Origin of the sequence: Rubrimonas cliftonensis (assembly GCF_900107585.1) — a bacterium.
GTDB lineage: Bacteria > Pseudomonadota > Alphaproteobacteria > Rhodobacterales > Rhodobacteraceae > Rubrimonas > Rubrimonas cliftonensis.
The window spans coordinates 565,562-580,140 of the sequence record NZ_FNQM01000003.1; the positions used below are offsets into that span (position 1 = coordinate 565,562).

11 protein-coding genes and 1 pseudogene are annotated in these 14,579 nt (G+C 72.2%); 8 read left to right on the forward strand and 4 right to left on the reverse strand.

All coding sequences use genetic code 11. From position 1 onward, the window contains the following. The first annotated feature begins 63 nt into the window (after nucleotides 1-63). The 6 genes from BLW43_RS08155 (at nucleotide 64) to BLW43_RS08180 (ending at nucleotide 8,141) form a co-directional block, all read left to right on the forward strand. A complete protein-coding gene (locus tag BLW43_RS08155; RefSeq protein ID WP_093251490.1) occupies nucleotides 64-1,536 on the forward strand; it encodes a replicative DNA helicase in 1,473 nt (490 codons plus the stop codon). Nucleotides 1,537-1,686: 150 nt separating this feature from the next. Then, nucleotides 1,687-2,748 carry an alanine racemase gene (gene alr, locus BLW43_RS08160; protein WP_093251493.1) on the forward strand — a complete coding sequence of 354 codons (1,062 nt, stop codon included), beginning with the start codon at nucleotides 1,687-1,689 and terminating at the stop codon, nucleotides 2,746-2,748. A 148-nt stretch (nucleotides 2,749-2,896) separates the two neighbouring features. Continuing rightward, nucleotides 2,897-3,757 carry an MBL fold metallo-hydrolase gene (locus BLW43_RS08165; RefSeq protein ID WP_093251495.1) on the forward strand — a complete coding sequence of 287 codons (861 nt, stop codon included), beginning with the start codon at nucleotides 2,897-2,899 and terminating at the stop codon, nucleotides 3,755-3,757. A 63-nt stretch (nucleotides 3,758-3,820) separates the two neighbouring features. Then, nucleotides 3,821-5,548 carry a bifunctional protein tyrosine phosphatase family protein/NAD(P)/FAD-dependent oxidoreductase gene (locus BLW43_RS08170; protein ID WP_093251498.1) on the forward strand — a complete coding sequence of 576 codons (1,728 nt, stop codon included), beginning with the start codon at nucleotides 3,821-3,823 and terminating at the stop codon, nucleotides 5,546-5,548. A gap of 99 nt (nucleotides 5,549-5,647) precedes the next feature. Further along, nucleotides 5,648-7,462: a SulP family inorganic anion transporter gene (locus BLW43_RS08175; protein WP_093251500.1), complete on the forward strand. Its 1,815-nt coding sequence runs from the start codon at nucleotides 5,648-5,650 to the stop codon at nucleotides 7,460-7,462. Between the two features lie 7 nt (nucleotides 7,463-7,469). Beyond that, on the forward strand, nucleotides 7,470-8,141 hold the full coding sequence (locus BLW43_RS08180; protein WP_093251503.1) for a Crp/Fnr family transcriptional regulator: 672 nt from the start codon (nucleotides 7,470-7,472) through the stop codon (nucleotides 8,139-8,141). 199 nt (nucleotides 8,142-8,340) lie between these two features. Here BLW43_RS08180 and polA read toward each other — a convergent pair whose 3' ends face one another. Beyond that, nucleotides 8,341-11,226 carry a DNA polymerase I gene (polA, locus tag BLW43_RS08185; RefSeq protein WP_093251506.1) on the reverse strand — a complete coding sequence of 962 codons (2,886 nt, stop codon included), beginning with the start codon at nucleotides 11,224-11,226 and terminating at the stop codon, nucleotides 8,341-8,343. Nucleotides 11,227-11,442: 216 nt separating this feature from the next. Continuing rightward, a pseudogene (locus BLW43_RS24265) lies at nucleotides 11,443-11,589 on the reverse strand (zinc-finger domain-containing protein); the annotation flags it as partial. Nucleotides 11,590-11,742: 153 nt separating this feature from the next. Between BLW43_RS24265 and BLW43_RS08195 the strand changes: the two are divergent. Together BLW43_RS08195 and BLW43_RS08200 are read left to right on the forward strand one after the other, a co-directional pair. Further along, nucleotides 11,743-12,339 carry an HD domain-containing protein gene (locus BLW43_RS08195; protein WP_093251511.1) on the forward strand — a complete coding sequence of 199 codons (597 nt, stop codon included), beginning with the start codon at nucleotides 11,743-11,745 and terminating at the stop codon, nucleotides 12,337-12,339. Next, the gene (locus BLW43_RS08200) at nucleotides 12,336-13,331 is read left to right on the forward strand and encodes an NUDIX hydrolase (protein ID WP_245730962.1); all 996 of its coding nucleotides are present in this window, start codon (nucleotides 12,336-12,338) and stop codon (nucleotides 13,329-13,331) included. The genes BLW43_RS08195 and BLW43_RS08200 overlap by 4 nt, the downstream gene beginning before the upstream one ends. 131 nt (nucleotides 13,332-13,462) lie before the next feature. On the opposite strand, the gene BLW43_RS08205 is transcribed toward BLW43_RS08200, so the two are convergent. Together BLW43_RS08205 and dksA are read right to left on the reverse strand one after the other, a co-directional pair. Next, nucleotides 13,463-13,984, reverse strand: a complete 522-nt coding sequence (locus tag BLW43_RS08205) for a GNAT family N-acetyltransferase (protein ID WP_093251513.1) — start codon at nucleotides 13,982-13,984, stop codon at nucleotides 13,463-13,465. Next, nucleotides 13,981-14,403, reverse strand: coding sequence for an RNA polymerase-binding protein DksA (gene dksA, locus BLW43_RS08210; protein ID WP_093251514.1), 423 nt, complete (start codon nucleotides 14,401-14,403; stop codon nucleotides 13,981-13,983). The genes BLW43_RS08205 and dksA overlap by 4 nt, the downstream gene beginning before the upstream one ends. Between the last annotated feature and the right edge of the window lie 176 nt (nucleotides 14,404-14,579).

Sequence of the window (14,579 nt, forward strand, 5' to 3'; positions counted from 1 at the left end):
TCCAGTAGCTTGGCTGCGCTCGTCCGGCTACTGTCCAGCCGTGCGACAGAAGGGCGACAGGCGATGGCGGACGGAGAAGCCGGGCGCGAGATGCGCGTCAATCCCCACAACATCGAGGCGGAGCAGGCGCTTCTCGGCGCGCTGCTGGTCAACAACGAGGTGTTCGACCGCATCGCGATGCTGATCGAGCCAAGACACTTCTACGAACCGCTGCACGGGCGCATCTTCGAGCTCGCCGCCCGCCGCATCCAGTCGGGCGCCCTCGCCACCCCCGTCACCCTCAAGCCGTTCCTCGAGAGCGACCCAGCAATCGCCGAACTCGGCGGGGTGGGCTATCTCGCGCGGCTCGCGGGCGCGGCGATCTCGGTCTACAGCGCGAAGGACTACGCGCAGACCATCCACGACCTCGCGCTGCGCCGCGAGCTGATCCTGCTCGGCGACGAGATCGCCGGCCGCGCCAGCGCCGTCACCGTCGACAGCGAGCCCCGCGAGCAGATCGTCGAGGCCGAGCAGGCGCTCTACGCCCTCGCCGAGAAGGGGCGCTACGAGGGCGGCTTCGTCAGCTTCCTGCGCGCCGCCAAGGAGGCGCTGGACACAGCCAACGCGGCCTACCAGCGCGACGGCGGGCTCGCCGGCCTCAGTTCCGGCCTGATCGACATGGACCGCAAGCTCGGCGGACTGCACCCTTCCGACCTCATCATCCTCGCCGGCCGCCCCTCCATGGGCAAGACGGCGCTGGCCACCAACATCGCCTTCAACATCGCCAAACAGTACCGCACCGGCGAACGCCCCGACGGAACGGAGGGCGCCGTCGACGGCGGCGTCGTCGGCTTCTTTTCGCTGGAGATGTCGTCCGAGCAGCTCGCCACCCGCGTCCTTTCCGAACAGGCGCAGGTGCCAAGCGAGAAGATCCGCCGCGGCGAGATGGAGGAGGACGAGTTCCGCCGCTTCGTCCACGCCACCGCCGAGCTCGAGCGCATCCCGCTCTACATCGACGACACGCCGGCGCTGCCGATCTCAACGCTCGCCGCCCGCGCGCGGCGCCTCAAGCGCCAGAAGGGCCTCGACGTGCTGGTGGTGGACTACCTCCAGCTCGTGCGCCCCGCCGCCTCCCGCGGCTCCGACAACCGCGTGCAGGAGGTCTCGGAGATCACCCAGGGGCTCAAGGCGATCGCCAAGGAGCTCAACATCCCCGTCATCGCGCTCTCCCAGCTCTCGCGACAGGTGGAGAACCGCGAGGACAAGCGCCCCCAGCTCAGCGACCTGCGCGAATCGGGCTCCATCGAGCAGGACGCCGACGTGGTGATGTTCGTCTACCGAGAGGAATACTACCACGAGCGCGTGAAGCCGGCCGAGGAAGACCCCAAGTTCCAGGAATGGCTGGAGAAGGCCGAGCGCATCTACAACAAGGCCGAAGTCATCATCGGCAAGCAGCGCCACGGCCCCATCGGCACCATCGAGCTGATGTTCGAGGGCCGGTTCACCCGCTTCGGCAACCTCGCGCAGGAGAGCCGCGCCGACCTGTCGCGCTTCTGACCGGCGAAGGCCGGGCCCGGCGCGCGAAGCGGGCGCCGACGCCGCATCGGCGCCCGGCGTTTCCCCCGCCCCTTGGCGCCGCCCCCTCCGCTGACGCAGGCTGCACGCCATCGCGGCGGGGCCTGCGCCGCGCCCCATGAGAATCGGCCCATGCGCGCGACGTTGACCATCCATACCGCCGCCATCGCCGAGAACTGGCGCCGGCTCGCGGCCCTCGCGGAGCCCGCCGAATGCGCCGCGGTGGTCAAGGCCGACGCCTACGGGCTCGGCGCCGCGCTGGTCGCCCCGGCGCTGCGCGCGGCGGGGGCGCGGACGTTCTTCACGGCCCTCGCCGAGGAGGCGCTCGCGCTGCGCGACATCCTCGGCGACGGGCCCGCGATCTACTGCTTCAACGGCGCCACGGCCGAGGACGCGCGCGACCTCGCCGCCGCCGACGTCCGCCCGGTGCTCAACAGCCCGGCGCAGGTCGCCGCCTTCCGGGTCGCGGCGCGCGACGCCCCGCTCACCTGCGCGCTCCAGCTCGACAGCGGGATGAACCGGCTGGGAATGGAGGCGGACGAGCTGTCGGCCCTGCTGGACGACCCCGCCGCCCTCGACGGCCTCGCCCCGGACCTCGCGCTCAGCCACCTCGCCTGCGCCGACGACCCCGCCGACCTGATGAACCGCGCACAGCTCGCTTCGTTCGAGGCGATGACGGCCCATCCCCGGCTCGCCCGGCTGCGCCGCAGCCTCGCGGCGACGGGCGGCGCGCTGCTTGGCCCGGCGTGGCGCTTCGACATGGTGCGCCCCGGCGTCGGCCTCTATGGCGGCCTACCGTTCCGGGAGGCGGAGCGCGTCGTCGACCTCGAGGCGCCCGTGATCCAGCTCCGCGACGTCGCGAAGGGCGAGGCGGTGGGCTATGGCGGCGCATGGGTCGCCGACGCGCCGGCCCGCGTCGCCACCATCGCGGCGGGCTACGCCGACGGGCTCATCCGCGCGATGGGCGGGCGGGCGCGCGCCTTCCACAAGGGGCGCGCGCTGCCGGTGATCGGCCGCGTCAGCATGGACCTCCTGACCATCGACGCGACCGTGGCGCCCGACCTTGGCCCCGGCGACATGGTCTCGCTGCTGGGCCCCGATCAGGGCGTAGACGCGCTCGCCGCCGCCGCAGGCACCATCGGCTACGAGATCCTGACCGCCCTCGGCGCGCGCTACGCCCGCCGCTGCGTCTGAGCGGCGTCCGCACCGATGCCGAAGGGCGGCGACGCGCCTGCGCTGATCCGCGCACCCGCTTCTGTGACCTCGTCACACACCCGTCCCTTGCTAAACCGTCCCGGCAGAAAGATATCCTTGGCGTAAACCTTTAGGAGGAAGCTGGACCATGAAACCGGATGTGACCGCGTTTTTCGACGAGCCGACCAACACGGTCTCGTACGTCGTCAAGGATCCCTCCGGCCCGGCCTGCGCCATCGTCGACAGCGTGCTCGACTTCGACGCCGCCGCCGGCCGCACCGACACCCGCTCCGCCGACGCGATCATCGCCCATGTGAAGAAGCACGGCCTGACCGTGGAATGGCTGCTGGAGACGCATGTCCACGCCGACCACCTCTCCGCCGCGCCCTACATCCAGCGCGAGGTCGGCGGCAAGATCGGCATCGGCGAGAACATCACCATCGTGCAGGACGTGTTCGGCAAGATCTTCAACGCCGGCACCGAGTTCGAGCGCGACGGCCGCCAGTTCGACCGGCTGTTCCGCGAGCAGGACCGCTTCGAGATCGGCGCGCTCTCGGGCTCGGTGCTGCATACGCCGGGCCACACGCCGGCCTGCCTGACCTACGTCATCGGCGAGGCCGCCTTCGTCGGCGACACGCTGTTCATGCCCGACTACGGCACGGCGCGCTGCGACTTTCCGGGCGGGGACGCCGGCACCCTCTATGACAGCATCCAGAAGGTGCTGAGCCTGCCCGACGCGACGACCCTCTACATGTGCCACGACTACAAGGCGCCGGGCCGCGAGGAATACCGCTGGGAGACGACGGTCGCGGAGCAGAAGAAGGCCAACGTCCACATCGCCGGCAAGACGCGCGAGGAGTTCGTCGCGATGCGCGAGGCCCGGGACGCCACGCTGGGGATGCCGAAGCTGATCATCCCGTCGATCCAGGTGAACATGCGCGCCGGCCAGATGCCGCCCGCCGAGGACAACGGCGTGACCTACCTCAAGGTGCCGCTCAACCAGCTCTGACGCGTCAACGACAACAAGGATGACGCCGCAGCCTGACCTGCGGCGCGGGGAGGAGATCGCTTCATGGACATTCGCCGCATCGCGCCCGATTTCTGGGCGTCGCCGCAGATCGCGCCCGAGGACGTCGGCGTGGCCGTGGCGCAGGGCGCGCGCGCCATCGTCTGCAACCGCCCCGACGGCGAAAGCGAGGACCAGCCGGCGACCGCCGCGATCCGCGCCGCGGCCGAGGCGCACGGCCTGCCCTTCCGCGCGATCCCGGTGAAGCCGGGCCAGATCGGGGAGCAGGACGTCGCGGCGTTCCGCGCCGCGCTCGACGAACTCGAGGGCCCGGTTCTGGCCTTCTGCCGCACCGGCTCGCGCTCGGCGACGCTCTGGGGCCTGGCGAAGGCGCCGCGGCTCTCGGCGGACGCGATCCTTCAGGCCGCCGGCGGCGTCGGCTACGACCTCGCGCCGCTGCGTCCGCGGCTGGAGGCCTCGCGCGGCGACGTGATCGCGCTGGCCCCGGCGGCGCGCCACGACGTGGTGATCGTCGGCGGCGGCGCGGGCGGCATCTCGACCGCCGCGAGCCTGCTCAAGCGCAATCCGAAGCTCGACATCGCCATCGTGGAGCCGCGCGCGGAGCACTATTATCAGCCCGGCTGGACGCTGGTGGGCGGCGGCGTGTTCAACCGCGCCGAGACGATGCGGCCCATGGCCGAAGTCATGCCGGCGGGCGTGAAGTGGGTCCGCACCGCCGCAGCCGCCTTCGCCCCCGAGAAGTCCCAAGTCGTGCTGGAGGACGGGACGAGGCTCGGCTATCGCGCACTCGTGCTCTCGCCGGGCCTGCATCTGGACTGGGACGCCATCGACGGCCTGCGCGAGACGCTGGGCGCCAACGGCGTGACGTCGAACTACATGTTCGACCTCGCCCCCTACACCTGGGAGCTGACGCAGGGCCTGCGCTCGGGCCGCGCGATCTTCACGCAGCCGCCGATGCCGATCAAATGCGCCGGCGCGCCGCAGAAGGCGATGTATCTCTCGGCCGACCACTGGACGCGCGAAGGCCGCATCGGCGACGTGCAGATCGAGTTCTGCAACGCCGGCGGCGTGCTGTTCGGCGTAGCCGACTATGTGCCGGCGCTGATGGAGTACATCCGCAAATACGAGGTTCGGCTCGGCCTCAACGAGCGCCTCGTCGCCGTGGACGGCCCCGCCCGCACCGCCACCTTTGCGGTGAAGGACGGCGATGCGGAGCACATGGTCGAGAAGCCCTTCGACATGCTCCACGTCACGCCGCCCCAGCGTCCGACCGACCTGATGCGCGCCTCGCCCTTCGGCGACGCCGCGGGCTGGGTGGAGGTCAACCACCAGACGCTGCAGCACGTGCGCTACGGCGACGTGTTCGGCCTCGGCGACGGCTGCTCGGCGCCGAACGCCAAGACCGCCGCCGCCGTGCGCAAGCAGGCCCCGGTGGTCGCCGAGAACATCGTCGCGATGCTGAAGGGCGAGGCGCTGCGCGCGGTCTATGACGGCTACGGCTCCTGCCCGCTGACGGTGGAGCGCGGCAGGATCGTGCTGGCGGAGTTCCTCTATGGCGGCAAGGTTCAGCCGTCGCTGCCGACCTGGCTGATCGACGGCAGGCGCCCGTCGCGGCTGGCGTGGCTGCTGAAGGAGCGGATGCTGCCCTGGCTATACTGGAACGGCATGTTCAAGGCCCGCGAATGGCTCGCGCGGCCCACGCTGCTGCCGATGACGCCCAAGGCCCACGAGGCGCTGCCCGCCTGCGAGACCGGCGCCGCCAGGGCTTCCTGAGACCGCGAGACGCCGCGTCCGCTCCTCCCTGAGACGTGGTATGACTGCCGCCGGGGCCGTTCCCCGGCGGCCCTTTCTTGAGAGGCGAGACCCGGCCCCATGTCCCTGACCCGTTACCTGCCGATCCTCGACTGGGGCAGCCGCTATTCGCGCGAGACCGCCGCCAACGACGCGCTCGCCGCCGTCATCGTCACCATCATGCTGATCCCGCAGTCGCTGGCCTACGCGATGCTGGCCGGGCTGCCGCCGGAGGTGGGGCTCTACGCCTCCATCGCGCCGCTCGCGCTCTACGCCGTGTTCGGCACCTCGCGGGCGCTCGCGGTCGGCCCGGTCGCCGTCGTGTCGCTGATGACCGCCGCCGCGGTCGGCGAGCTCGCCGCGCAGGGGACGCCGGAATACTGGGCCGCCGCGATCGCGCTGGCGCTGATGTCGGGCCTGATGCTGACGGCGATGGGGCTGCTGAAGCTCGGTTTCCTCGCCAATTTCCTCAGCCACCCGGTGATCTCGGGGTTCATCACCGCCTCGGGCCTCATCATCGCGGCGAGCCAGCTCAAGCATGTCCTCGGCGTGCCAGCCTCGGGCCACAACCTGCTGGAGCTGCTGGGCTCTCTGGCCGAGCACCTGCCCGACGCCAATCCGGTCACGGCGATCATCGGCGTGTCGGCGGCGGCGTTCCTGTTCTGGGCGCGCAAGCGGCTGAAGCCGACGCTGATCGCGCGGGGCGTCGCGCCGAAGCTCGCCGACGCGCTCGCCAAGGCCGGCCCGGTCGCCGCCGTCGCCGCCACGACGCTCGCCACCTGGGCGCTGGGCCTCGACGGGATGGGCGTCGCCATCGTCGGCGCGATTCCGCAGGGACTGCCGCCGCTGACCCTGCCGAGCCTCGATGTCGAACTCTGGGGGTCGCTGGCGGTCTCGGCGCTGCTGATCTCGGTGGTCGGCTTCGTCGAATCGGTCTCCGTCGCGCAGACGCTGGCCGCCAAGCGCCGCCAGCGCATCGCGCCGGACCAGGAGCTGATCGGCCTCGGCGCCGCCAACATCGGCGCCGCCTTCACCGGCGGCTATCCCGTCACGGGCGGCTTCGCGCGCTCGGTGGTGAACTTCGACGCCGGCGCCGAGACGCCCGCGGCCGGAGCCTTCACAGCCGTCGGCATCCTGCTCGCCGCCCTGCTGCTGACGCCGCTGCTGCACTTCCTGCCGGTGGCGACGCTGGCCGCCACCATCATCGTCGCGGTGCTGAGCCTTGTGGACCTGGGTGCGCTGCGCCGCGTATGGCGCTGGTCGCGCACGGATTTCGCCGCCCAGCTCGCCACCATCCTGCTCACCCTCGGCGCGGGCGTGGAGGCGGGCATCATCGCCGGCGTGGCGCTATCGATCCTGCTGCACCTCTACCGCACCTCCACGCCCCATGTCGCAGTGCTGGGGCAGGTGCCGGGCACCGAGCATTTCCGCAACGTCGCCCGCCACGAGGTCGCCACCAGCCCCGCGGTGCGGATGATGCGGATCGACGAGAGCCTCTATTTCCCCAACGCCCGCTTTCTGGAGGACTGCATCCTCGACGCCGTCGCCGCCGACCCCGCGCTGCGCCATGTCGTGCTGGTATGCACCGCGGTCAACGCCATCGACGCGTCGGCGCTGGAGAGTCTCGAGGCCATCGACCACCGCCTGCGCGACGGCGGCGTGAGCCTCCACCTCGCGGAGGTGAAGGGGCCGGTGATGGACCGGCTGGAGCGCGCGGGCTTCACCGCCCACCTCTCCGGCGAGGTGTTCCTGACGCAGTTCGACGCGTTCCGCGCGCTCGCGCCCGCCGTCGCGGAGGCCGCGCTCGCCGCGCCCCGGCGCGACACGCGGCGCGACCCCTCGCGCGGCTGCCCGCCCGGCCCCGAACGGCCGGCCGCCGCCGCGCCGGCGGAATGAGGCGGCCGTGAGCGCGCCCAGCCGCAGCCCCGACCTGCGCGCCGCCCTCGCCGCCGCCGCGCCCGACTGGCCCGACGCGCTGCGCGAGGTCGTCGCGGCGAACGGCTCGCTGCTGAGACGGACCGACGGGCAGCGCATGTTCAGCCCCGGCGACGCGTGTCAGGGCTTCGTGGTGATGCTGTCGGGCGTGGTGCGGGTGGAGCACATGGGGGCGACGGGCCGCTCGGTCGTGCTTTACCGCGTCGGCCCCGGCGACACCTGCGTGATGACGACCTCCTGCCTCGTCACGGGCGGCGCCTATCGCGCCTGGGGCTATGCGGAGGGCGACATCGAGGCGCTGGCGCTCTCGCCGGCGACGTTCCAGCGGCTGTTGGCGGAGAACGAGCCGTTCCGCTCCATGGCGCTGGGGGTCTTCGCCACCCGCATCCGCGAGCTGGTGGAGGTGATCGACGAACTGCTGCTGCACCGCGTCGACCTGCGGCTCGCGGCGTGGCTGGCCGAGGCCGGGCCGGAGGTCGCCGCGACGCATCAGGCCATCGCTGGCGAGCTCGGCACCGCGCGCGAGGTCGTCTCGCGCATCCTCAAGGAGTTCGAGCGCCGCGGCTGGATCGCGCTGGCGCGCGGCGCGGTGGCCGTGCGCGACGCCGCCGCCCTGCGCGGCTTCGCCGCCCAGCGCTGAGAGGACTCCCTGCGACAGCGTATTCGAGCGCCTGGCGACGGGCCGCGAAAGGCCTGTCGCCGCTCAAATCGAGAAGCGGCGGGGGCGGGAGGACGGCGCACCAGCTTTACCGTTACAAACCAACACCCTGGGCCAAATTTCTGGTTGAGGACTCCTCCTGCGGCGTCAGGGCCGAAAACCGCCGGAAATGCCCGGCGCCTCAGTGCGCCGCGGCCCAGGTCGCGCCCTTGCCCGCCTCCACCGTCAGCGGCACGTCGAGCGCCGCGGCCGGGGCCGCCGCGTTCTCCATGACGTCCCTGAGCAGCGCCGCAGCCTCGTCGGCCTCGTCCTCGGGGCATTCGAACAGCAGCTCGTCATGCACCTGGAGCAGCATCCGGGCGCCGGAGCCCGCCCGCTCCAGCGCCTGCGGAATGCGGGCCATGGCGCGGCGGATGACGTCCGCCGCCGCGCCCTGAATGGGCGCGTTGATCGCGGCGCGGTAGGCGAAGCTCGCGCGCGGCCCCTTGGCGTTGATCTCCGGCGTGTGGATGCGACGGCCGAACAGCGTCTCCACATAGCCGTCGCGCTTGGCGCGGTCACGCGTCGCGTCCATGTAGGCGCGGATGCCGGGGAAGCGCTCGAAATAGCGGTCGATGAAGGCCTTCGCCTCGCCCTGCGGAATGCGCAGGTTGTTGGAGAGGCCGAAGGCGGAGATGCCGTAGATCACGCCGAAATTGATCGCCTTGGCCTGCCGCCGCACCATCGGGTCCATCCCCTCCAGCGGCACGCCGAACATCTCCGACGCGGTCAGCGCATGGATGTCGACGCCCTCGCGAAACGCCTGCTTCAGCTCGGGGATGTCGGCGACGCAGGCGAGGATGCGCAGCTCGATCTGGGAATAGTCCAGCGACAGCAGCACGTTCCCCGGTTCGGCGATGAACGCCTCGCGGATGCGCCGGCCCTCCTCCGACCGCACCGGGATGTTCTGGAGGTTGGGGTCGGTCGAAGCCAGCCGCCCGGTGGTGGTGGCCGCCATCGAGAAGGAGGTGTGGACGCGGCCGGTCTCGGCGTTGATGTGGCCCTGCAGCGCGTCGGTGTAGGTGCCCTTGAGCTTGGAGAGCTGCCGCCAGTCGAGCACCCGCGCCGGCAGGTCGTGGCCCTGCGCGGCGAGGCTCTCCAGCGTGTCGGCGTCGGTGACGTAGGCGCCGCTCTTGGCGGACTGCCTGCCCCCCTGCAGGCTCAGCCGCTCGAACAGGATCTCGCCCAGCTGCTTGGGGGAGCCGACGTTGAACTTCTCGCCCGCCAGTTCGTGGATCTCCGCCTCCAGCCCCGCCATGCGCTGGGCGAACGCATTGGAGAGGCGGCTGAGCGCGTCGCGGTCGACCTTGACGCCGCGCAGCTCCATCGCCGCCAGCACCGGCGCGAGCGGGCGCTCCAGCGTCTCGTAGACGGTGGTGACGCCGGCGGCGATCATCCGCGGGCGCAGCACCTTCCAGAGCCTGAGCGTGACGTCCGCATCCTCCGCCGCATAGGGCGCGGCCTTGTCGATCGGCACCCTGTCGAAGGTGATCTGGCCCTTGCCCGAGCCCAGCAGCGTCTTGATCGCGATGGGCTCGTGGTCGAGGTAGCGCTGCGACAGCGCGTCCATGCCGTGGCTGTGCAGCCCGGCGGACTGCGCGTAGCTGATGAGCATGGTGTCGTCGATCGGCGTGACCTCGACGCCATGCCGCTTCAGCACCTTCATGTCGTATTTGAGGTTCTGGCCGATCTTGAGCACGGCGGGATCGGCGAGCATCGGCCGCAGGATGTCGAGCGCCTCCTCAAGGCCCATCTGCCCAGGCGCCCGCTGCGAGGCGCCCAGCAGGTCGCCGTCGCCCTCGACATGGCCGAGCGGCGCATAGGCCGCCCTCCCCGGCGCAGTGGCCAGCGAGACGCCGACGAGCTCGGCCTGCATCTCGTCGAGCGAGGTGGTCTCGGTGTCCACGGCGACGACGCCCGCCGCCGTCGCCTCCGCCACCCAGGCGCGCAGCGTGTCGGCGTCGCGGATCACGACATAGGCGGAATGGTCGATCGGCGCGGCGGGCTTCTCCCCGGCCGGCGCGGCGCTGTCGGCGGCGGGCTTCGCCGGCGCCTCGGCGGCAACGTCCGACGCGGCGATCTCGCCGGCCTCCGCGCCCAGCGTCTCGGCGATGCGGTTGGTGAGGGTGCGGAACTCCATCGCCTTCAGAAAGCCGATCAGCGCCCCGGCCTCGGGCGCGCGCACCGTCAGCTCGGGCCAGTCGGGCAGGTCCGGCACGGCGTCGCACAGCTCGACCAGCCGGCGCGAGATGCGGATCTGCTCGGCGTGGTCGATCAACGTCTGGCGGCGCTTTGGCTGCTTGATCTCCTCGGCGCGGGCGAGCAGCGCCTCGACATCGCCGAAATCGTTGATGAGCTGCGCGGCGGTCTTGATCCCGATGCCCGGCGCGCCGGGCACGTTGTCGGTCGCGTCGCCGGCGAGCGCCTGCACGTCCACCACCTTGTCCGGCCCCACCCCGAACTTCTCGTGCACGCCCTCGGCGTCGATGGTCTCGTCGGGCTCGCCGCGCAGGCCCGGCTTGCGCATGAAGATGCGCCCGCCCACCAACTGCATGAGATCCTTGTCGGCGGAGACGATCACCACCTCGGCGCCCTTCGCCGCCGCCTGCCGGGCGTAGGTGGCGATGATGTCGTCGGCCTCGAAGCCCGGCGTCTCGATGCAGGCGCAGTTGAAGGCGCGCGTCGCGTCGCGGATCAGCGGAAACTGCGGCACGAGCTCTTCGGGCGGGTCGGGGCGATGGCCCTTGTAATCGGGATAGATGTCGTTGCGGAAGGTCTTTGAGGAGTGGTCGAAGATGACCGCGAGATGCGTGGGCGCCCGCCCGCCGTCGCCCTGGATCAGCTTGAACAGCATGTTGCAGAAGCCCGACACCGCGCCCACCGGCAGGCCGTCGGATTTCCGCGTGAGCGGCGGCAGCGCATGGAAGGCGCGGAAGATGTAGGCCGAGCCGTCGACCAGATGCAGCAGGTCGCCTGCGCCGATGCCGCCAACGCTCTCGCCGGCGCCCTCGCCCGAATCCCCGTCCATGCCCTCGCTCCCAAGCCTTCCGCAGGCGCGCAGGCTAGACTGCGGGCGACCGCGCAGGAAGCCCGCGGACCGGACGGGTCAGGTGAGGGTCCGCGCGCCGGTCTCGCGGGGCTCGCCCAGCGCCAGGTCGCCGTCGGGGCTCGCGACGGCGCCGGTGGAGGCCTCGAAGCCTGGAACCACCTCCGACACCGGCTGATCCGCCGGCCCCCCGCGCAGCACGAAGCGGCGGTCGCAGTACTTGCACTCCACGAAGCCCGAGGCACCGATGGAGTACCAGACCTTCGGGTGGCCGAGGGCCCCGCCCTGCCCCTCGCACGCGACGCGGCTCTGCTCCACGACAAGGGTTTCCGGCGCGTCGATCATGGGGCGTCCTCGCCTGCTCCTGCGTTGCGGCGCATCATACGCCCGCCGCGCGACGCATCAAGGCCGGCGACCGGATGCGGCCCGCATGCAGGCGGGGGATCAACACGCGCGCCGGACCGCGCTAGGACAAGGATCGTAGGAAACGGAGGCGACATGGCGGCTTCGACACCGGCGCGGGCGTGGCAACGGATGCTGTCGGGCCGCAGGCTCGACCTGCTCGACCCCTCGCCGCTCGACGTGGAGATCGAGGACATCGCCCACGGCCTCGCCCGCGTGGCGCGGTGGAACGGGCAGACTTCGGGCGACTGGCCGTTCTCGGTGGCGGAGCATTCGCTGGTGGTGGAGGACGTGCTGGCCCGCCTCGGCCCGGCGACGCGCGCCGAACGGCTGTGCGCGCTGCTGCACGATGCGCCGGAATACGTCATCGGCGACATGATCTCGCCGTTCAAGGCGGCGCTCGGGCTGGACTACCGCGCCTTCGAGGACCGGCTGGCCGCCGCCGTCCACATCCGCTTCGGCCTGCCGCCGGCGCCGTCGGCGGCGCTGAAGGCGCGCATCAAGCGCGCCGACCGGGCGAGCGCGTGGCTGGAGGCGACTCAGCTCGCGGGGTTCTCCGAGATCGAGGCCGGGCGCTTCTTCGGCCGGCCGCGCGTCGAGGGCTGGCGCGAGCTCCGGCTCGACCCGATGCCGCCTGCGGCCGCGGCCGCGGCCTTCCTGCGCCGCTTCGCCGCGCTGAGCGCCGCTTCGTGAGCGGGGTGCGCGCCGTCCGGCTGGAGCTCAGCGCCGTCATCATGGCGCTGGCGGAGGGGCGGCGCGGGCTGGAGCCGGTGGTCGCCACGACGCGCGCCGCCGGGCCGCGCGACCTGCCCACCGCCGCCTTCGACCCCGACCGCCACCGCACGCTGGAGCTCGCGCTGCGCGACTGGGTGGCGGAGAGCGCCGGCGTCACCCTTGGCTATGTCGAGCAGCTCTACACCTTCGGGGACCGCGCGCGGACCGCGCCGGGCGGGGACCGCGCGCCCGCCGCGCCGGGCGGGGACCGAGCGCCGCATGTCGTGTCGGTCGGCTATCTCGCGCTCGCCCGCCCGCAGGAGGCCGCCGGCCCCGCCGTCGGCTGGACGCCTTGGCGGCGGCATTTCCCGTGGGAGGACGCCCGCGCCGCGACGCCCGGCGACGCTCCGGAGGCCCAGGGCCGCCCGCCGATGGTGGACGAGGTCATCGCGCCGGCGCTGAGGCCATGGATCGAGGCGGGGCCGGCGCGGCGCCGGCAGCGCGCCGCGGCCTGCTTCGGCCTCGACGGCGCGGCGTGGGATCCTGCCCTGACGCTGGAGCGCTACGAACTCCTGTATTCCTCACGGCTGGTGGCGGAGGCGTGGCGCGACCAGGGGGGGCCGCCGCCAGCGGACCTGCCTCGGCTCGGCGCGCCGCTGCCGCTCGATCACCGCCGCATCCTCGCCACCGGCGTCGGACGGCTGCGGGGCAAGCTGGCGTGGAAGCCGGTGCTTTTCGAACTGACGCCGCCGGAGTTCACGCTGTTCGAGCTCCAGCGCTCGGCCGAGGCGGTGCTGGGGCAGACGCTGCACAAGCAGAATTTCCGCCGGCAGGTGGAGCGCTCGGGTCTCGTCGAGCCCACGGGCGGCCGCACGGCGCGGCAGGGCGGCAGGCCGGCGGCGGAGTACCGCTACGCCCCCGCCGCGACCACCGAGCGCCGCGCCGCCTCCGGCCGGTCCCGCCGCGGCTAGGGCGGCGGCCGTCCCCGATCGCACCGGATCCGCCGCTCGGGCTGCCCCGTTGGACGCGCGAGGTCTCCGATCCCCGTCTCACGCCGGTCGGACTGAGCCCGGGGTGCGGCGCCCCGGCCCCCGCGCGCAGGTCAGGGCGCGCAGGTCAGGGCGCGCGTCAGGTAGCGCACGGCCTTGCCGCGCTCCGGCAGGACGGCGGCGCCCGCCTCGGCGAAGCCGAGCCGCGCGTGAAAGGCGTCCGAGCCCGGATTCGGGGGCGCGCTGTTGATCTCGCAGCAGGCGAGACCGTGCCCGGCCGCCACCGCCCGCGCGAAAAGCGCACCGTAAAGCCTGCGGGCGACGCCGCGCCCGCGCGCCGCCGGCGCGACGATCACGCGGTCGACATAGACGAAGCGCGGGAAGCGCTCGCGGAACCAGCGATAGTTGGGGCTGTCGTAGGATGCGCCCTCGTCGAAGGCGATCAGCAGGGCGTCGCGCCCGCCGGCCTCGGCGCCGACATGGAACGCCCCGGCGAGCAGTGCGTCGAGCGCCGGCCCGTCGAGCGGGCCGGTCTCGGCCTCATGGGCGGCGTTGAGCGCCAGGGCGGCCGACGCGTCGACGCCCCAGCGCGCCGCCGCGGGCGCGGCCTCGCCCCGGCGCGCCGCGGCCGTCATTCGTCGCGGTGGACCTTCTCGCGGCGCTCGTGGCGCTCCTGCGCCTCCAGCGACAGCGTGGCGGTGGGGCGCGCGATCAGGCGCTTGAGGCTGATCGGCTCGCCAGTCTCCTCGCAGTAGCCGTACTCGCCGTTCTCGATCCGGCGCAGGGCGCTGTCGATCTTGGAGACGAGCTTGCGCTGGCGGTCGCGCGTGCGCAGTTCGAGCGCGCGGTCGGCCTCGGCGGAGGCGCGGTCGACCAGATCGGGGATGTTCGTCGCGCTCTCCTGCATCGACTCCACCGTCTCGCGACTCTCGGCGTAGATCTCGTTCTTCAGGTCAAGGAGGCGCTTGCGGAACCACTCCTTCTGGCGCTCGCACATGAACGGTTCGTCGTCGTGGGGAAGGTACTCGGCTTTTATGGCGCCCTGCACGGTCATTCGCTTCGCCTCGCTGTTAACCCCGGCGCGACTCTCGCAACCGCGCCTTAACACTTAGGCAGTCGTATAGTGCTCCGTCCCGACTCTGTTGAGCAAATCACGGCTGGGCCGGATTTCCCCTTTCCCCGGACGGACTCATCCTATGGCTTCGGTGACGGGTATGCCGAGGGCGGTGA